The 18,505-nt window shown below is 74.4% G+C and carries 14 protein-coding genes; all 14 read left to right on the top strand.

Going from position 1 to position 18,505, the window contains the following annotated elements; translation table 11 throughout:
* The first annotated feature begins 177 nt into the window (after positions 1-177).
* Positions 178-1,356 carry an ROK family protein gene (locus O7633_RS11610; RefSeq protein ID WP_282327822.1) on the top strand — a complete coding sequence of 393 codons (1,179 nt, stop codon included), beginning with the start codon at positions 178-180 and terminating at the stop codon, positions 1,354-1,356.
* On the top strand, positions 1,353-2,927 hold the full coding sequence (locus O7633_RS11605; protein WP_074474615.1) for a sugar ABC transporter ATP-binding protein: 1,575 nt from the start codon (positions 1,353-1,355) through the stop codon (positions 2,925-2,927). Before O7633_RS11610 ends, O7633_RS11605 begins: the two co-directional genes overlap by 4 nt.
* Positions 2,924-4,063: an ABC transporter permease gene (locus O7633_RS11600; RefSeq protein ID WP_282327821.1), complete on the top strand. Its 1,140-nt coding sequence runs from the start codon at positions 2,924-2,926 to the stop codon at positions 4,061-4,063. The genes O7633_RS11605 and O7633_RS11600 overlap by 4 nt, the downstream gene beginning before the upstream one ends.
* 140 nt (positions 4,064-4,203) lie before the next feature.
* Entirely contained in the window at positions 4,204-5,262 is a 1,059-nt protein-coding gene (locus tag O7633_RS11595) for a substrate-binding domain-containing protein (RefSeq protein ID WP_278128676.1), read from the top strand.
* Between the two features lie 20 nt (positions 5,263-5,282).
* On the top strand, positions 5,283-6,509 hold the full coding sequence (locus O7633_RS11590; protein ID WP_282327818.1) for a Gfo/Idh/MocA family oxidoreductase: 1,227 nt from the start codon (positions 5,283-5,285) through the stop codon (positions 6,507-6,509).
* Between the two features lie 413 nt (positions 6,510-6,922).
* Positions 6,923-8,134, top strand: coding sequence for an inositol-3-phosphate synthase (locus tag O7633_RS11585; protein WP_282327816.1), 1,212 nt, complete (start codon positions 6,923-6,925; stop codon positions 8,132-8,134).
* On the top strand, positions 8,131-8,976 hold the full coding sequence (locus O7633_RS11580) for an SCO3242 family prenyltransferase (RefSeq protein WP_282327815.1): 846 nt from the start codon (positions 8,131-8,133) through the stop codon (positions 8,974-8,976). Before O7633_RS11585 ends, O7633_RS11580 begins: the two co-directional genes overlap by 4 nt.
* 80 nt (positions 8,977-9,056) lie before the next feature.
* Positions 9,057-9,977, top strand: a complete 921-nt coding sequence (locus O7633_RS11575; protein ID WP_282328528.1) for a sugar phosphate isomerase/epimerase family protein — start codon at positions 9,057-9,059, stop codon at positions 9,975-9,977.
* Between the two features lie 34 nt (positions 9,978-10,011).
* Positions 10,012-10,665: an EboA domain-containing protein gene (locus O7633_RS11570; RefSeq protein ID WP_282327814.1), complete on the top strand. Its 654-nt coding sequence runs from the start codon at positions 10,012-10,014 to the stop codon at positions 10,663-10,665.
* A gap of 2 nt (positions 10,666-10,667) precedes the next feature.
* Positions 10,668-11,582, top strand: a complete 915-nt coding sequence (locus O7633_RS11565; protein WP_282327813.1) for a TatD family hydrolase — start codon at positions 10,668-10,670, stop codon at positions 11,580-11,582.
* Positions 11,582-12,766 (top strand): metabolite traffic protein EboE, encoded by a 1,185-nt coding sequence (eboE, locus tag O7633_RS11560; RefSeq protein WP_282327812.1) that lies wholly within the window; start codon positions 11,582-11,584, stop codon positions 12,764-12,766. The genes O7633_RS11565 and eboE overlap by 1 nt, the downstream gene beginning before the upstream one ends.
* Positions 12,763-14,154: a nucleotide pyrophosphatase/phosphodiesterase family protein gene (locus O7633_RS11555; protein WP_282327811.1), complete on the top strand. Its 1,392-nt coding sequence runs from the start codon at positions 12,763-12,765 to the stop codon at positions 14,152-14,154. Before eboE ends, O7633_RS11555 begins: the two co-directional genes overlap by 4 nt.
* Before the next feature lie 32 nt (positions 14,155-14,186).
* A complete protein-coding gene (locus O7633_RS11550; RefSeq protein WP_282327808.1) occupies positions 14,187-15,266 on the top strand; it encodes a polyprenyl synthetase family protein in 1,080 nt (359 codons plus the stop codon).
* Positions 15,267-15,595: 329 nt separating this feature from the next.
* Positions 15,596-18,469 (top strand): lectin, encoded by a 2,874-nt coding sequence (locus O7633_RS11545; protein WP_282327806.1) that lies wholly within the window; start codon positions 15,596-15,598, stop codon positions 18,467-18,469.
* Positions 18,470-18,505 lie beyond the last annotated feature (36 nt).

Genomic DNA, 18,505 nt, shown 5'->3' with positions numbered 1-18,505 from the left:
GTCCGCATCTCCCTCGACTTTTCTAGATCGACTACTTGCTTTTGTTCGAACGGACGAAAGTTGTGGTCGGATTGGCCGAAGCTCTGGACAGTGGCCGCAGAACACTTCTACTGTGTCGCACACAACACGTCGCGATTTCGTCGATGTGAACGACTCCGATGCGGAGGTGAGTTGCCGGTGCGAACGGTGGAGCCCCTGCACCTGCGGCTGTTGCGGTTGCTCCGCGACGAGGGAGCCGTGTCCCGGGCGGAGCTGGGCGACCGGCTGGAGATGGCGCGCCCCCGGCTGCTCGCCGAGCTGGAGCGGCTGGTGGACCTCGGCTACGTCGCCGAGGCCGGCCTCGCGGCGTCGCGGGGCGGGCGCCGGTCGACCCTGGTCGAGCTCAACCCGCAGCTGCGCTTCGCGGCGGTGGACCTCGGCGCGAGTTCGATCGACGTCGAGGTGGTCAACGGGCGGCTGGAGCCGATCGCCGCGTACGCGGAGCCGGCCGACATCCGCAACGGTCCGAAGGTGACCCTCCAGCGGGTCAACGAGCTGCTGCACAAGTTCCGGGTCGACGGGGCGTACGAGCGGCTGCACGCCGTGGGCATCGGCGTCCCCGGGCCCGTGAGCTTCCGCGACGGGGTGCCGGTCTCGCCGCCGATCATGCCGGGCTGGGACCGCTTCCCCGTCCGCGAGCTGCTGACCCGCGAGCACGGCTGCCCCGCGGTGGTCGACAACGACGTCAACATCATGGCGATCGGCGAGCGGCACGGCGGCGTCGCCCACTCGGTGGACGACTTCCTGTTCGTCAAGATCGGCACCGGCATCGGGTGCGGGATCTACCTCAGCGGCGAGGTCTACCGGGGCACCGACGGCTGCGCCGGGGACATCGGCCACATTCAGGTCGACACGCACGGGCCGACGTGCTCCTGCGGCAACGCCGGCTGCCTGGAGGCGCTGTTCAGCGGGGCCGCCCTGGCCCGCGACGCGAACGCCGCCGCGCGCAACGGCTCCTCGCCGGCGCTGGCCGAGCGACTGTCCACCCGGGGCACCGTAACGGCGGAGGACGTCGCCGAGGGCGCCATCGAGGGCGACGTGGTCTGCATCCAGCTCATCCGCGACGGCGGCCGGCGGGTCGGCGGCGTGCTGGCCGGGCTGGTCAGCTTCACCAACCCGTCGATGATCGTGATCGGCGGCGGGCTGGCCAGGCTGGGCCACATCCTGCTCGCCGAGATCCGCAGCGTGGTCTACCGCCGGTCGCTGCCGCTGGCCACCGGCAACCTGCCGGTCGTCCTGTCCGAGTTGGGCGCGCGCGCCGGGGTGGCCGGCGCCGCCGTGCTCGCCAGCGATGTGGCCTTCGGGGAGGCGTCATGAGCCAGGACGACAACGCGGCCCCGCTGGTCGAGGCCCCCGCCGACACCGTCGCGGGCGAGGTGGTGCTGCGGCTGACCGACGTGGTGAAGACCTTCCCCGGCGTACGGGCGCTGGGCGGGGTGCAGCTCGAGGTGCGGGCCGGCGAGGTGCACTGCCTGCTCGGCCAGAACGGCGCGGGCAAGTCCACCCTGATCAAGGTCCTCGCCGGGGTGCACCGCCCGGACTCGGGCCAGGTGCAGTGGCGGGGCCAGCCGGTCGAGTTCGCCAACCCGCAGGCCGCCATGCGCGCCGGCATCGCCACGATCTACCAGGAGCTCGACCTGGTCGACGACCTGTCGGTCGCCGAGAACGCGTTCCTCGGCCACGAGCCGCGCCGGGGCGGTTTCGTCCGCCGCGGCCACATGGCCCGCCGGACCCGGGAGATCCTGGGCCGGCTCGGCCACGGCGAGATCCCGCCGGGCCGGATGGTGCGGGCGCTGCCGGCGGCCGGCAAGCAGATCGTCAGCATGGCCCGGGCGCTCTCCCACGAGGCCCGACTGATCATCATGGACGAGCCGAGCGCGGTGCTGGCCCACGACGAGGTGGGCAACCTGTTCCGGATCATCCGTGAGCTGACCGCGCAGGGCATCGCCGTCATCTACATCTCCCACCGCATGGAGGAGATCCGCGAGATCGGCGACCGGGTGACCGTACTCAAGGACGGCCGGACCACGGCGGCGAACCTGCCGGCGCGCGACACCCCGACCAGCGAGCTGGTCGCGAAGATGACGGGCCGCAACATCGAGTACGTCTTCCCGGACCGTCCCGCCGACACCGGCGCCGGCGCGGAGCTGCTCCAGGTCGACGGGCTGACCCGGGCCGGGGAGTTCGCCGACGTGTCGCTGCGCGTGCGGGCCGGCGAGATCCTCGGCATCGCGGGGCTGGTCGGCTCCGGCCGCTCCGAGCTGCTGGAGACCATCTACGGCGCCCGTCGCGCGGATGCCGGCACGGTCCGGATGGGCGGGCGCGCGTTGCGCCCCGGCAGCGTCGGGGCGGCGGTACGGGCCGGCATGGGGATGGCCCCCGAGGAGCGCAAGAGCCAGGCGCTGCTGCTCGGTGAGCCGATCTTCCGCAACGTCACGCTGGCCACGTTCGGCCGGTTCGCCCGCCTCGGCTTCACCGACGCCGGGCGGGAGCGGGCCGAGGCGGAGGGGGTCGCCGACTCCCTGGAGCTGCGTCCCCGCGACGTGCGCCGGCCGGTGCGGACCCTGTCCGGCGGCAACCAGCAGAAGGTCGTGGTCGGGCGCTGGCTGCTCGGCGGCACGAAGCTGCTGCTGCTCGACGAGCCCACCCGGGGCGTCGACGTGGGCGCCCGGGCGGAGCTGTACCAGGTGATCCGGGGGCTGGCCGCCCAGGGCGTCGGGGTGCTGCTGGTCTCCAGCGAGGTGCCCGAGGTGCTCGGCCTGGCCGATCGGGTGCTGGTGATGCGCGAAGGCCGGATGGTGCGCGAGGCGCCCGCCGGCGAACTGGACGAAGACACGGTGCTCGACCTCGTCATGGCGGGGTCGCTGATGGAAGGCGCACCAGCATGACCGATAGCACACCCACCGCCACACCGGAGCGGCCGGCGGAGCTGCCGGCCCAGTCCCCGCCCGTGGACCCCGCCGCGACGGCGGCGACCGCCAAGAGCCCCGGTCATCACGGGGCCGCCCCGGCCGCCGGCCGGCTCTCCTTCTGGCGCGGCGACAGCGGCGAGGGCGCCCGGCGCAACCTCGGCCTGATCGGCGTCCTCGTCGTGCTGGTCGTGATCGGCATCGCCACCCGCCCCGACCTGTACGGCAACTCGAGCTGGGTGTGGGACAACATCCTCACCATCCTCAAGCTCGCGTCCGTGGTCGGCGTGGTCACCGTCGGCATGACGTTCGTGATCATCGGCGGCGGCATCGACCTGTCGGTCGGCGCGATCGTGGCGCTGGCCGGGGTGTGGGCCACCACGCTGGCCACCCAGAGCTACGGCGCGGGCGGCATGATCTTCACGGCGCTCGCCGTCGGGCTGGGCGTCGGCCTGGTCAACGGCCTGCTCGTGTCGTACGGGAAGCTGGTGCCGTTCATCGCGACCCTGGCCATGATGGTGGCCGCCCGGGGCCTGGCGGCGGAGATCTCCGACAAGCAGACCCAGGTGTCGGGCAACAGCGTGATCAACGGGATCGCCAGCACCAGCCCGCTCGGCATCCCCCTGCTGGTCTACATCCTCGCCGCCGTGGTGATCGCCGGCTGGGTGCTGCTCAACCGGACGACGTTCGGCCGGCGCACCGTCGCCGTCGGCGGCAACCCGGAGGCGGCCCGGCTCGCCGGCATCAACGTGCGGCGGCACACCGTGCTGCTCTACGCGCTGTCCGGCCTCTGCTGCGGCATCGCCGCGATCATGCTGACCGCGCAGGCCAACTCCGCCCAGGCCGCGATGGCGAACCTCTACGAGCTGGACGCGATCGCCGCCGCGATCATCGGCGGCACGCTGCTCAGCGGCGGGCGGGGGACCATCGTCGGCTCCCTGCTCGGGGTGATCATCTTCTCCACCATCACCAACCTCTTCGCCATCAACGGCCTCTCCACCGAGGCCCAGAACATGGTCAAGGGCGGGATCATCGTGGCCGCCGTCCTGATCCAGCAGTTCCAGTTCCGCAGCTTCACCCAGTTCCTCGGCCGCAACCGCCTCACCACCACCTGATCCGCCCGAGGCACCCGAGCACCACCCGCACCACCACCCGAGGCACCACACCGCCCAGCACATCCGGCGACCGTCGCACCGACGGTGGCTCGGCGCACCACACCCTTCTTCCGCCCACCACCCTCTTCCAGGAGGTCGTCATGACCCAGCACAGTCGGGACCTGTCCCGTCGGCGGCTGCTGTTCGGCGGGGCCGCGCTCGGCGCGGGCGCGCTGCTCACCGCGTGCACCAGCAACGAGGCGGCGCCCACGGCGGCGCAGACCAAGGTGGCCGAGGCCGCCTCAGGCGGCAACAGCACCCCGGGCAAGCAGGTGACCATCGGCTTCTCCGCCCCGGCCGCCGACCACGGCTGGATCGCCGCCATCACCAACAACGCCAAGGCGCAGGCCGGCGCGTACTCCGACGTGAAGTTCACGTCGGTCGAGGCCGGCGCGGACGCGGCGGCCCAGCGCGCGGCGCTGTCCACCCTGGTCGCCCAGAAGCCGGACGTCATCGTGCTGCTGCCGCACGACGGCAAGGAGCTCAACGCCTTCGGCCTGGAGGCCATGAAGGCCGGCATCCCCGTGGTCAACCTGGACCGGGCCTTCCCGGACGCCCGGGCCTACCGGCTCCAGATCAAGGGCGACAACTACGGCATGGGGGTGGCCGCGGCCACCTTCATCATCGACCAGCTCAAGGCCAAGGGCGTCAGCAACCCGATCATCGGCGAGATCCCCGGCATCGACTCGCTGGAGCTGACCCAGGAGCGCTCGAAGGGCTTCGCGGACACGCTCGCCGCGAGCGGCTTCAAGGTGGCCAACCGGCGGCCGGCGGAGTTCACGGCGGACTCCGGCCAGCAGGCCGCCACCGGCCTGTTCCAGGCGCTGCCGAAGATCGACGCGGTCTGGAACCACGACGACGACCAGGGCATCGGGGTGCTCGCCGCCGTCAACCAGGCCAACCGCAAGGAGTTCTTCATGGTCGGCGGCGCCGGCTCGAAGAAGGCGATGGAGGACATCCAGGCCGACAACACGGTCCTGAAGGCCACCGTCACCTACAGCCCGTCGATGGCGTCCTCCGCGATCTCGCTCGCCCGGCTCATCGGCCAGGGCAAGGGCATGTCCGACCTGGTGGAGCTCCAGGTGCCCAAGGAGATCGTGCTGGCGTCCGAGACGATCACCAAGGAGAACGCGAGCAACTACCTCAAGCTCGGGTTCTGACACACGGGGGGAGACCCACCTTGTCCACTCACCACAGTCAACTGCGGGTCGGGATGGTCGGCTACGCGTTCATGGGCGCCGCGCACTCACAGGCGTGGCGCACCGTGAACCGGGTGTACGACCTGCCGGCGCAGGTGCGGATGTCGTTGGTCTGCGGCCGGGACACCGGCAAGGTGGCCGAGGCCGCCGACCGGCTCGGCTGGGACGGGTACACCACGGACTGGCGTAGCCTCGTCGAGTCCGACGAGATCGACGTGGTCGACATCTGCACACCGGGGGACAGCCACGCCGAGATCGCGCTGGCCGCGCTGGCCGCCGGCAAGCACGTGCTCTGCGAGAAGCCGCTGGCCAACACGGTCGCCGAGGCCCGCGAGATGGCCGCCGCGGCGGTCGCCGCGCAGGCGTCGGGGGTCCGGTCCATGTGCGGCTTCACCTACCGCCGGGTCCCGGCGGTCACCCTGATGCGGCAGATGATCGCCGACGGAAGACTCGGCACCATCCGCCACGTCCGGGCGGCGTACCTCCAGGACTGGATCGTCGACCCGCAGTTCCCGCTGGTCTGGCGGTTGCAGAGGGACAAGGCGGGCTCCGGCGCGCTGGGTGACATCGGTGCGCACATCATCGACATGACCCAGTACGTCACGGGCCAGCGGATCACGGGGGTCAGCGCGATCACCGAGACGTTCGTCAAGCAGCGTCCGTTGCCGGCGGAGTACAGCGGCCTGGCCGCGCAGGCCGCCGGCGACGGCGCGGCCGACGGGCCGGGCCCGGAGACGGGACCGGTCACCGTGGACGACGCGGCGGTCTTCGTGGCCCGGCTCGCCGACGGCGCGCTGGCCACGTACGAGGCGAGCCGCTTCGCCACCGGCCGCAAGAACGCGCTGCGGATCGAGATCAACGGTTCGCTGGGCACCCTGGTCTTCGACCTGGAACGCCTCAACGAGCTGGAGTTCTACGACGCGACGCGGCCCGCCGCCGAGCAGGGCTTCACGCGCATCCTGGTGACCGAGGCCGAGCACCCGTACATGTCGGCGTGGTGGCCGCCGGGCCACATCATCGGCTACGAGCACAGCTTCACCCACCAGGCGCGCGACCTCGTCGAGGCGATCGCCACCGGCGTCGACCCCGCGCCGTCGTTCGTCGACGGGTTGCAGGTCCAGCTCGTGCTGGACGCGGTGACCCGCTCGGCGGAGCAGGGCTCCAGCTGGACCGACGTGGAGCCGGCGTTGGAGGCGGTCGCCGCCTGACCGGACGGCGGTGCGGCCCGCGGGCCGCACCGCCCGACCAGAGGCTTTCCGGACCGGCCGGCGAGGGACCCGCCGCGGTTGCGCCCCGCGGCGGGGACGGGGTCGGCTCCGGAGGGCGTGCGTCGGCGGGCACCCGCCCGGCGCGCACGACAGCACGACGGCTTCTCCGGCGCGGCCGGACCGGGATTCCCCGGTCGCGCCGGAGGGCCGGGCACCACGCACTGCGGGGGAGACAGGGACGGGACGCCGACCGACCCTGCCTGCCAGCTCCGTCCGCCGCCCGATCCGGCGAACCCGCCCGGCACCGTTGTCGCCGCTTTCGGCGCCGGACGTGGGGAGTCGGGCCGGGCGGCCGGGCGGGGCGCATAACATCGACGTTGATCTATGCTGGGACCACTGGCGGAAGGAGCACCATGCGTACGGGTGTCTGGCTGGTGGGGGCGCGCGGCTCGGTCGCGACCACCAGCATCGTCGGGGCGCTCGCCCTGCGGGCCGGGCTCACCGGCCCGACCGGCTGCGTCACCGAGTTGTCCGAGCTGCGGGGCCCCGCGTGGCCCTCGTTCGCCGATCTCGTGTTCGGCGGTCACGACGTGGCCGCCACCCCGCTGGCCAAGCGGGCCGAGGCCCTGGCCGACGCCGGGGTGGTCCCGGCCCGGCTGGTCGCCGCGCTCGGCGAGGAGCTGGCCGCCGTCGACGACGACGTGCGTCCCGCCCCGGTGGGCGGGACCCAGGCCGACCGGGCCGCGGCCGTCGTCGCCGACCTCGCCGCGTTCCGCGGGCGGCACGGGCTGGACCGGGTGGTGGTGGTCAACGTCTCGGCCACCGAGCCGGCCGCCCGCCCGCACCCCGCGCACGCCGACCCCGACGCCCTGGCCGCCGCGCTCGCCGCCGGCGAGGAGGTGCTGCCGCCCAGCTCGCTGTACGCGTACGCGGCGTTCACCGCCGGCTGCCCCTACGTGGACTTCACCCCGTCGACCGGGGCCCGGCTGCCCGCCCTCGCGGCGCTGGCCGCCCGGCACGCCGTGCCCTACGCGGGGCACGACGGCAAGACCGGGGAGACCCTGCTCAAGTCGGTGCTCGCCCCGATGTTCGCGATGCGGCACCTCGCGGTGCGCTCCTGGTCCGGCACGAACCTGCTCGGCGGCGGCGACGGCGCGACCCTGGCCCAGCCGGACGCCAACGCCGCCAAGGTCGCCAGCAAGCAGCGCGTCCTCGGCGAGATCCTCGGCTACGTCCCGCAGGGCGACACCCGCATCGACTACGTCGAGGAGCTGGGCGACTTCAAGACCGCCTGGGATCTGATCACCTTCGCCGGCTTCCTCGGCACCGGCATGCGGCTGGAGTTCACCTGGCACGGCTGCGACTCCGCGCTGGCCGCCCCGCTCGTGCTCGACCTGGCCCGGATCACCGCCGCCGCGCACGCCGCCGGCCGGCACGGGCCCCTGACCGACCTGGCGTTCTTCTTCAAGGACCCGCTCGGCCCCGCCGACTCCGGGCCGGACGCGGGTGCGACCGCCGACCGCGCCCCCGGTCACGCGCTGGGCGAGCAGTGGGCCCGGCTGGCCGCGTTCGCCGCCGACCTGCACGCCGGGGCCGGGACACCGCCGGCCGGCGGTGCCGCGTGAGCACCCTCGGCGACCTGGCCGAGCTGGTCCGCGCCCCGGCCGGGCTCTCCGTGCCCGGCGACGTGATGGCCGGCGCGGCGGCGGCCGGCGCGCTCGGTCGACGTACGCCCGGCCTGGCCGCCGCGTCGGTGCTGCTCTACTGGGCCGGGATGGCCGCCAACGACTGGGCCGACCGGGGCCTCGACGCGGTCGAGCGCCCGGAGCGGCCCATCCCCAGCGGCCGGGTCAGCCCGCCCGCCGCGCTCGGCGTCGCCGCCGGCCTCACCGCCGCCGGGGTGGCCCTGGCCGCCGCGGCGGGCGGCCGGCGCGCCGCCGCCGTCGCCGTGCCGCTGGCCGCCGCCGTCTGGGCGTACGACCTGGCGGCGAAGAACACCGCCGCCGGCCCCGCCGTGATGGCGGCCTGCCGGGGGCTGGACGTGCTGCTCGGCGCGACCGGCGGCCGGCTGTCCCGGGCCGTGCCGGCGGCGGCCACCGTCGCCGCGCACACCTGGACGGTCACCGCCCTGTCCCGCCGCGAGGTCGGCGGGACCGACCGGGTCCTGCCCGGCGCGACCCTCGCCGGCACGGCCCTCGTCGCCGCCGCCGCGGTGGGCCCCCGGCCCGCCGCCGCCCCGGCGGCCCTCGCCGCCGGCTACCTCGCCCGCTACGGTGGGGCGCAGGCCCGGGTGCTCGCCGACGGTTCGGCGGGGCGGGTCCGGGCCGCCGTCGGCGCGGGCATCACCGGGCTGCCCGCGTTGCAGGGCGCGCTGACCGCCCGGGCCGGCGCGGGGCTGCTGGGCCTCGCGGTCGCCGCCGCCGCGCCGCTGGGCCGGCTGCTGGCCCGGAAGGTGTCCCCGACGTGACCGCCGACCCGCCGGCCGACCCCGCCGCCGGCCGACCCGCCACCGCCGACCGACCCGCCGCCCCGGCCGGGCCCGGCTCGCTGCGGTTCGGCTACGGCACGAACGGCTTCGCCAACCACCGGCTCGACGACGCGCTCGCCGTCGTCGCCGACCTCGGCTACCGGGGGGTGGCGCTCACCCTCGACCACGACCACCTCGACCCGTTCGCCCCCGACCTGGCCCGCCGCACGGCCGCCGTGGCCCGCCGCCTCGACGCGCTCGGGCTCGCCGTGGTGGTCGAGACGGGGGCCCGGTTCCTGCTCGACCCGTGGCACAAGCACGCGCCGACCCTGCTGCACGACGACCCGGCCCGCCGGGTCGAGTTCCTCCGCCGGGCCGTCGCGGTCGGCGCGGACCTGGGCGCCGAGGCGGTCTCCTTCTGGGCCGGGGTGCGCCCCGCCGACGTCGCGCCGGCCGTCGCCTGGGACCGTCTCGTGGCCGGCTGCGCCACCGTCTGCGCGGCGGCCGACGCCGCCGGGGTGCGGCTCGGCTTCGAGCCGGAGCCGGGGATGCTCGTCGAGGACATCGCCGGCTGGCGGCGGCTGCGCGACGCCCTGGGCCGCCCGGCGGCGTTCGGCCTCACCCTCGACATCGGACACTGCCGCTGCCTGGAGCCGGTCGACGTGCCCGACTGCGTCCGGTCCGTCGGCGCGCACCTGGTCAACGTGCAGATCGACGACATGCGCCGGGGCGTGCACGAGCACCTGGAGTTCGGCGCCGGCGAGATCGACTTCCCGCCGGTGCTCGCCGCGCTCGCCGAGGTCGGCTACGCCGGGCTGGTCGCCGTGGAGCTGCCCCGGCACTCGCACGCCGCCCCGCAGGTGGCCGCCCGGTCCCTCGACTTCCTCCGCGCCGCCGCCGAGCGCGCCGTGGCCGCCGGGCACGCCCCCGCCGGGCACGCCGCCGTGGCGCGTGCCGCCGCCGGGCCCGGCACCCCGTCCGACCACCCCGGCGGCGGCTGAGCACCGTCCGCACCAGCTCGGAAGGGAGAGCGGGATGACACCCGAACGACTACGCGCCGCCCTGCGCGGCGTACCGGACCCGGAGTGGCTGGACGCGGCGGTCGAGCGCGTCGCGGCCGAGCCGGCGACGGTCGCGCGGTTCGTCGCCGCCGCCGCGCGCCGCTGCGGCCGGGGCCCGCTGCCCGACGCCCCCGGCTGGACGGCCGACGAGGCGGCCCGCGTGCTGCTGCTGGCGGCGCTGCCCGCCGACCACGCCGGCCACGCCGCCGACGTCTACCGGCACGGCGACGCCGCCGAGAAGCGGGCCGTGCTGCGGGCCCTGCCGCTGCTGCCGATCGGCGCGGAGTGCGAGCCGCTGCTGCACGACGCGATCCGCACCAACGACACCCGGCTGATCGCCGCCGCCCTCGGCCCCTACTCCCGGCACCTCGACGCGGACGCCTGGCGGCAGGCCGTGCTCAAGTGCGTCTTCACCGGCGTGCCGCTGGCCGTGGTGCACGACCTCGACGCCCGCGCCGACGCCGGGCTGGCCGCCATGCTGGGCGGGTTCGCCGTCGAGCGGCGCGCCGCCGGCCGGGAGGTGCCGGCCGACGCCGCCGCCCTGCTCGACCGGCTCACCGCCACCGCGAGCCCCGCCGCGAGCCCGGTCGCGGACCCCGCCGTACCGTCCGACGCCCGGAAGGCGTGACCATGCGCATCTTCGACCCGCACATCCACATGACCTCCCGCACCACGGACGACTACGAGCGGATGGCCGCCGCCGGGGTCCGGGCCGTGGTCGAGCCGGCGTTCTGGCTGGGCCAGCCGCGCACCAGCCCGGACAGCTTCGCCGACTACTTCGACTCGATCATCGGGTGGGAGCCGTTCCGGGCCGCGCAGTTCGGCGTCCGGCACCACGCCACCATCGCGCTGAACCCGAAGGAGGCCAACGACCCGCGCTGCCGGCCGGTGCTCGACCTGCTGCCCCGCTACCTGGAGAAGGACGGCGTGGTCGCGGTCGGCGAGATCGGGTACGACTCGATGACCCCGGCCGAGGACGAGGCGTTCGCCGCCCAGCTCGCCCTGGCCGTCGACCACGAGCTGCCGGCCATGGTGCACACCCCGCACCGGGACAAGGCCCGGGGCGTGGAGCGCAGCCTCGCGGTGGTCGCCGAGTCCGGCATCGACCCGGGCCGGGTGGTGCTCGACCACCTCAACGAGGTGACCGCCGGCCTGGTCCGGGACTCCGGCTGCTGGCTGGGCTTCTCCATCTATCCCGACACCAAGATGTCGCCGCCGCGGATGGTGGAGCTGCTGCGGCTGTACGGCACCGAGCGGATGCTGGTCAACTCGGCCGCCGACTGGGGCCGGTCCGACCCGCTGCTGACCCGGGCCACCGGCGAGGCGATGCTGCTGGCCGGGTTCACCGCCGACGACGTCGACCGGGTGCTGTGGCGCAACCCGGTCGAGTTCTACGCCCAGTCCGGCCGGCTCGACCTGACCGGCGTCGACGACGCCGACGCGCCGGCCGGGGCCGGCGGGCAGCCGGGGCCGGGCGGCGCCGGCGGGGCGGCCCCGGCCGGCGGCACGTTCGCCGGCAACTCGATCCTGCGCGGCGGCAGCTGATGCGGCTGCGCCACGGCGGCGGCGAGACCGTCCACCTCGGCTACTGCACCAACGTGCACCCCGCCGAGGACCTCGCCGGCATCCTCGCCCAACTGGACACCTACGCCGTGCCGGTGCGCCGCGCCCTCGACTCCGACCGGCTCGGGCTGGGGCTGTGGCTGGCCGCCCCGGTGGCCGCCGCGCTCGCCGCCGACGAGGGCCTGCGCCGCCGGCTGCGCGCCGAGCTGACCGCGCGCGGGCTGGAGGTGGTGACGCTCAACGGCTTCCCGTACGCGGCGTTCCAGGCCCCGGTGGTGAAGCACGCCGTCTACCACCCGGACTGGACGACGCCCGAGCGGCTCGCGTACACCCTGGACCTGGCCCGGGTGCTGGCCGACCTGCTGCCCGACGACGCGGCCCGGGGCTCGGTGTCCACCCTGCCGCTGGCCTGGCGCACCCCGTGGGACACCGACCGGGCCGACGCGGCGCGGCGGCGGCTCGACGCGCTGGCCGCCGGGCTGGCCGGGATCGAGCGCGACACCGGCCGCACCGTGCGGGTCGGCTTCGAGCCGGAGCCGGGCTGCGTGGTGGAGTCCACCGGCCAGGCCGCCGCCCTGCTCGCCGGCACCGACCCGGCGCGGCTCGGCGTCTGCCTGGACCTGGCCCACCTGGCCTGCGCGTGGGAGGAGCCGGCCGCCGCCCTGGGCCGGCTCGCCGCCGCCGGGCTGCCGGTGGTGAAGGTGCAGGTGTCCGCCGCGATCGAGGCCCCGGCCGGCGCGGTGGAGGCGCTGCGCCCGTGGGTGGAGCCGCGTTTCCTGCACCAGACCCGCGCGGCCGGCTGCGGCCACGCCGCCGACCCGGCCGACCCGGCGTACGCCGCCGACGACCTCGACGCGGCCCTGGCCGCGTCGCTGCCCGGCGCGTGGCGGGTGCACTACCACGTGCCGCTGCACGCCCCGCCCGAGCCGCCGCTGACCGCGACCGTGCCGGTGCTGCGCGCCGCGCTGGCCGCGCTGTTCGCCGGCCCGGTCGCCGGCTGCGACCACCTCGACGTCGAGACGTACACCTGGGGGGTGCTGCCGGCGGCGCGGCGGCCCCGCGACGCGGCCGAGCTGGCCGCCGGGATCGCCGCCGAACTGGCCTTCGCCCGCGACGAACTGGTCGCCGTGGGTCTCACATCACTCGGGACGGGGGTGCTGCGGTGAGCAAGCGACTGGTGGTGCTGGACGTGGTGGGCCTGACCCCACGCCTGCTGGCCCACATGCCCCGGCTGCGGTCGGTGGCCGACGGCGGCTTCACCGCCCCGCTGGGCACGGTGCTGCCGGCGGTCACCTGCGCGGTGCAGTCCACGTTCCTCACCGGCGAGCCGCCGGCCGGGCACGGCATCGTCGGCAACGGCTGGTATTTCCGGGAGCTCGGCGAGGTGCTGCTCTGGCGGCAGCACAACGCCCTGGTCGGCGGGGAGAAGCTGTGGCAGGCCGCCCGCAAGGTCGAGCCTGGCTACACGGTGGCCAACGTGTGCTGGTGGTACGCCATGGGCGCGGACGTGGACTGGACGGTCACCCCCCGCCCGGTCTACTACGCCGACGGCCGCAAGGAGCCGGACTGCTACACCGACCCGCCCGAGCTGCACGACGCGTTGACCGCGAAGCTGGGCACGTTCCCGCTGTTCACGTACTGGGGGCCGGGGGCCGGGCTGCCGTCGTCGGCGTGGATCTGCCGGGCGGCCGAGCAGATCCTCGCCGACCACGCCCCCGACCTGACCCTGGTCTACGTCCCGCACCTGGACTACGACCTGCAACGGTTCGGGCCGTCCTCGCCGCAGGCCGCCGCCGCGGCGGCGGAGCTGGACAAGGTGCTCGGCCCGCTGATCGACGCCGCCCGCGCCAAGGGCGCCACGGTGGTGGCCCTGTCCGAGTACGGCATCACCGACGTCGCCTGCCCGGTGGACGTCAACCGGCTGCTGCGCGCCGAGGGGCTGCTGCGGGTCCACACCCAGGACGGCATGGAGTACCTGGACCCATGGACGTCCCGGGCGTTCGCCGTCGCCGACCACCAGATCGCCCACGTGTACGTCCGCGACCCGGCCGACGTGCCGGCGGTGGCGAAGCTCTGCGCGGGGCTGCCCGGGGTGGCCGAGGTGCTCGACGCCGAGGGCCAGGCCGCGTACGGGCTGGCGCACCCGCGCAGCGGCGAGCTGGTGCTGGTGGCCGAGCCGGACGCCTGGTTCACGTACTACTACTGGCTCGACGACGCCCGTGCCCCCGACTTCGCCCGGCTCGTGGAGATCCACCGCAAGCCCGGCTACGACCCCGCCGAGTTGTTCTTCGACCCGGCCGCCCCCGGGGCGGCGAAGCGCCGGGCCGCGACCGCGCTGGCCCGGAAGAAGTTGGGTATGCGGTACCTGATGAGCGTGGTGGGGCTGGACGCCGGCGCGCGGGCGGTGCGCGGGTCGCACGGCCGTCTGCCGGCAGACCCGGCCGACGGTCCGGTGCTGCTCTGCTCCGACCCCGGCCCGGCCCGCGACGCGGTGGCGGCGACCGAGGTGAAGGCGCTGCTGCTGGAGCTGGCCGGCCTGACCCGCCACGGGTGAGCCGGCCTCGCCACTGAACAGGGAGAAACAACATGACGGTGACGGCCGCGCCCAGCGACGCGAGCGGCCTGCGCACCCGGGTCGACACCGAGCTGGCCGCCTTCCTCGACCGGCAGGCCCCCGACTGGCCCGACGGCGCGCCGCGGGGCATCTTCGCGGCCCTGCACCGGTTCGTCCTGGCCGGCGGCAAGCGGCTGCGGCCCCAGTTCTGCTACTGGGGCTGGCGGGCGGCCGGCGGCCAGGACGACGGCGGGGACGGCACTCCGATCCTGGTCGCCTCGGCGGCGTTGGAGCTGTTCCACGCCTTCGCGCTGATCCACGACGACATCCTCGACCACAGCGACCGGCGGCGGGGCGCGCCGTCGGTGCACCGCATCTTCGCCGACCTGCACACCCGCTCCGCGTGGCGGGGCGACCCGGAGGCGTACGGGCGCAACACCGCCCTGCTCTGCGGTGACCTCTGCGCCGCGTGGGCGGACCAGATGTTCCACGAGTGCGGGCTGGGCCGCGACGAGCTGCAACGCGGCTACGCGGTGTTCGCGCTGATGCGTACCGAGGTGATCGCGGGGGAGTACCTGGACCTGGTCTCCGGGGTGGGCGACGGCTCGGTGGCCAGCGCGCTCACCGTGATCCGGCTCAAGGCCGCCCGGTACACGGTGACCCGGCCGTTGCAGATCGGCGCGGCCCTGGCCGGCGGCCCGCCGGAGCTGGCGGAGGCGCTGGCGGAGTTCGGCGACCCGCTCGGCGACGCCTTCCAGCTCCGCGACGACGTGCTGGGCGTCTTCGGCGACCCGCAGGTCACCGGCAAGTCCATCCTGGACGACCTGCGGGAGGGCAAGCCGACGGTGATGATGGCGCTGGCCCGGCAGGCGGCGGACCGGGCGCAGAGCGCCCGGCTGCGGGAGTTGTTCGGCAACGCCGACCTGGACGACGACGGCGCCGCCGAGCTGCGGGCCATCATCGAGGCCACGGGGGCCCGGGACGAGATCGAGCGGATGATCCGGATGCGCGCCAAGGCGGGCCTGCGGGCCCTGGCCGACGCGCCGCTCGCCCCCGCCGCCCGGGAGGCGCTCGCCGGGCTGGCCGCCCGGACCATCGTCCGGACGGTCTGACGCCCCCCGCCGGGCCGCCGGTGCTGGGCGGCAGCCCGCTCGTGCGGCGCCGGCGGCAGCCGCACATTTTCGAAACATCCTCGACACAACCGCGCACATAGATTAATGTAAATGTGCTGCGAACCGGTTCGACGAGGTGTTTCCAGTGGGCACGGTGCCCTCGTCGACGAGCTGCCGGCCGCCATCTCCGTCCCCGCGTGCCGACGGTCTCGTCCCTGTCGACGAGCGCAGCCCGCCGAGGAACGTCCACCGCTGTGCCGAAGGGACGTCCGCCGCGGCAGCCGGCGCGACGACGCGCCCCCACCACCGGCCAGAGAGGGCACCCCTGCATGTATAGAAGACTTCGCCTCCACCGCCGCGCCACCGGTCACCACGGCCCGGCCCGCAGCTGGGCGGCGGCGGGCACCGCCCTGCTCACGGTGTTCGCCGCGGCCACCGCCGTGACCGTGTCGGCGGCGCCGGCCGCCGCGCACACCATCAACGCCAGCGACTTCCAGCAGGTCGAGCTGGCCCGCGGCGTCTCCGAGATGGGCGAGCCGATGTCGCTGGCCGTGCTGCCGGACCGGTCGGTGCTGCACACCGCCCGCAACGGCACGGTGCGGCGCACCGACGCCACCGGCACCACCCGGACCATCGGCACGATCCCCGTCTACACCCACGACGAGGACGGGATGCAGAGCCTCGGGGTCGACCCGAACTTCGCCACCAACCGGCACATCTACCTCTTCTACGCCCCGCCGCTGTCCACCCCCGGCGGCGACGCGCCCGCCACCGGCACCAACTGGTCCGCCTGGCAGGGCGTCAACCGGCTGTCCCGCTTCACCCTGAACTCCGACTTCACCATCAACATGTCCAGCAAGGTCGACATCCTCGACGTCGGCACCGACCGGGGCATCTGCTGCCACGTCGGCAGCGACATGGACTTCGACGCCGCCGGCAACCTCTACCTGTCCACCGGCGACGACAGCAACCCGTTCGACTCCGCCGGCTACTCGCCGCTGGACGAGCGGACCAACCGCAACCCGGCGTACGACGCGCAGCGCAGCGCCGGCAACACCAACGACCTGCGGGGCAAGCTCCTGCGGATCAAGGTGAACGCCGACGGCACGTACTCGATCCCGGCCGGCAACCTCTTCGCCCCCGGCACCGCGAAGACCCGCCCCGAGATCTACGCGATGGGCTTCCGCAACCCGTTCCGGATCAGCGTCGACAAGGCCACCGGCATCGTCTACGTCGGCGACTACGGGCCGGACGCCGGCAGCACCAACTCCAACCGGGGCCCCTCCGGCCAGGTCGAGTTCAACCGGGTCACCGGCCCCGGCAACTACGGCTGGCCGTACTGCACCGGCACCAACACCACCGCCGAGACCTACAACGAGTGGGACTTCGCCAGCAACTCCACCGGCCCCAAGTTCAACTGCACCGGCGGGCCGACCAACAACTCGTTCCGCAACACCGGCCTGAGCACCCTCCCGCCGGCCAAACCCTCCTGGATCAAGTACGGCGGCGACTCCGGCAGCCCGCCCGCGTTCGGCAGCGGCTCCGAGTCGCCGGCGGCCGGCCCGGTCTACCGGTTCGACGCCAACAACCCCTCGGCGACGAAGTTCCCGCAGTCCTTCGACGGGCAGTTCTTCGCCACCGAGTTCGGCCGGGGCTGGATCAAGCCGATCCACCTCAACACCGACGGGTCGCCCGGCACCATCGACAGCTTCCCGTGGGTCGGCAAGCAGGTGATGGACTCCGCGTTCGGCCCCGACGGGGCGTACTACGTGCTCGACTACGGCACCGGCTACTACAACGGCGACGCCAACTCGGCGCTGTACCGCTTCGACTACGTCGGCGTCGGCAACCGGGCGCCGGTCGCCCGCGCCGGCGCGGACCGGACCTCCGGGCCGGCCCCGCTGACCGTGAACTTCTCCTCCGCCGGGTCCGCCGACCCGGAGGGCGGGGCGCTGACCTACTCGTGGGCGTTCGGCGACGGCACCACCTCCACGGCGGCCAACCCGACGAAGACGTACACCACGGACGGGTCGTACACCGCGACGCTGACCGTGCGCGACCCGCAGGGCGCGACCGGCTCCAGCAGCGTCACGGTCAACGTCGGCAACACCGCCCCGACGGTCACCATCACCGGGCCGGCCAACGGCAGCCTGTTCTCCTTCGGTGACACCGTGCCGTTCAGCATCACCGTCACCGACCCCGAGGACGGCTCGATCGACTGCGCCAAGGTCAAGATGACCTACGTGCTCGGCCACGACCAGCACGGCCACCAGATCGCCTCACAGAACGGCTGCTCCGGCACCATCACCATCCCCGTCGACGGCGAGCACGACGACGCGGCGAACATCTTCGCCGTCTTCGACGCCGAGTACACCGACCTCGGCGGCCTGACCACGCACACCCAGCACATCCTCCAGCCCCGGCACCGGCAGGCCGAGCACTTCAAGACCTCGTCCGGCATCAGCACCTACGACAAGACCACCGCCGAGGGCGGCAAGACCGTGGGCGACATCCAGAACGGGGAGTGGATCGCCTTCGAGCCGTACCGGATCGGCAACGTCACCTCCTTCACCGCCCGGGTCTCCTCGGCCGGCGCGGGCGGCACCCTCCAGGTCCGCACCGGCTCGGCGACCGGCACGGTGCTCGGCTCGGTGACCGTCCCGGTGACCGGGTCGTGGGAGACCTTCACCACCGTCACCGGGTCGATCTCCAACCCGCCGACCGGCACCACCACGCTCTACCTCACCTTCGCCGGTGGCTCCGGGACGCTGTACGACGTCGACGCGTTCACCCTGAACACCGGCACCGTGACGCCGCCGACCGGCACCGGGCGGATCGTCGGGTTGGCCGGCAAGTGCCTGGACGTGCGCAACGGCTCCTCGACCGACGGCACGCAGGTGCAGTTGTTCACCTGCAACGGCGCCGCCGGCCAGCAGTGGACGGTGGGCAGCGACGCCACGATCCGGTCGCTGGGCAAGTGCCTCGACGTCAACGGCGGCGCTACGGCCGACGGGACGAAGGTGCAGCTCTGGTCGTGCAACGGCGGCAACGCCCAGCGGTGGGCGGCGCAGTCCGACGGCTCGCTGCGCAACACCCCGTCGGGCAAGTGCCTGGACGTCTCCGGCAACAACTCCGCCGACGGCACGGTCGTGCACCTGTGGACCTGCAACGGCGGGGCCAACCAGAAGTGGACCCTGCCCTAAGGCACCTCCGCGGTCTCCCTGCGGTCCCCCGCCCCG

Origin of the sequence: Micromonospora sp. WMMD712 (assembly GCF_029581295.1) — a bacterium.
GTDB lineage: Bacteria > Actinomycetota > Actinomycetes > Mycobacteriales > Micromonosporaceae > Micromonospora > Micromonospora carbonacea.
This window is presented reverse-complemented; position numbering and strand designations above follow the sequence as displayed.

Coding starts and splice junctions, on each gene's coding strand:
- O7633_RS11605 (WP_074474615.1), top strand. CDS start 1,353: ATGAGCCAGGACGACAACGCGGCCCCGCTGGTCGAGGCCCCCGCCGAC.
- O7633_RS11600 (WP_282327821.1), top strand. CDS start 2,924: ATGACCGATAGCACACCCACCGCCACACCGGAGCGGCCGGCGGAGCTG.
- O7633_RS11595 (WP_278128676.1), top strand. CDS start 4,204: ATGACCCAGCACAGTCGGGACCTGTCCCGTCGGCGGCTGCTGTTCGGC.
- O7633_RS11585 (WP_282327816.1), top strand. CDS start 6,923: ATGCGTACGGGTGTCTGGCTGGTGGGGGCGCGCGGCTCGGTCGCGACC.
- O7633_RS11570 (WP_282327814.1), top strand. CDS start 10,012: ATGACACCCGAACGACTACGCGCCGCCCTGCGCGGCGTACCGGACCCG.
- O7633_RS11565 (WP_282327813.1), top strand. CDS start 10,668: ATGCGCATCTTCGACCCGCACATCCACATGACCTCCCGCACCACGGAC.
- eboE (WP_282327812.1), top strand. CDS start 11,582: ATGCGGCTGCGCCACGGCGGCGGCGAGACCGTCCACCTCGGCTACTGC.
- O7633_RS11550 (WP_282327808.1), top strand. CDS start 14,187: ATGACGGTGACGGCCGCGCCCAGCGACGCGAGCGGCCTGCGCACCCGG.
- O7633_RS11545 (WP_282327806.1), top strand. CDS start 15,596: ATGTATAGAAGACTTCGCCTCCACCGCCGCGCCACCGGTCACCACGGC.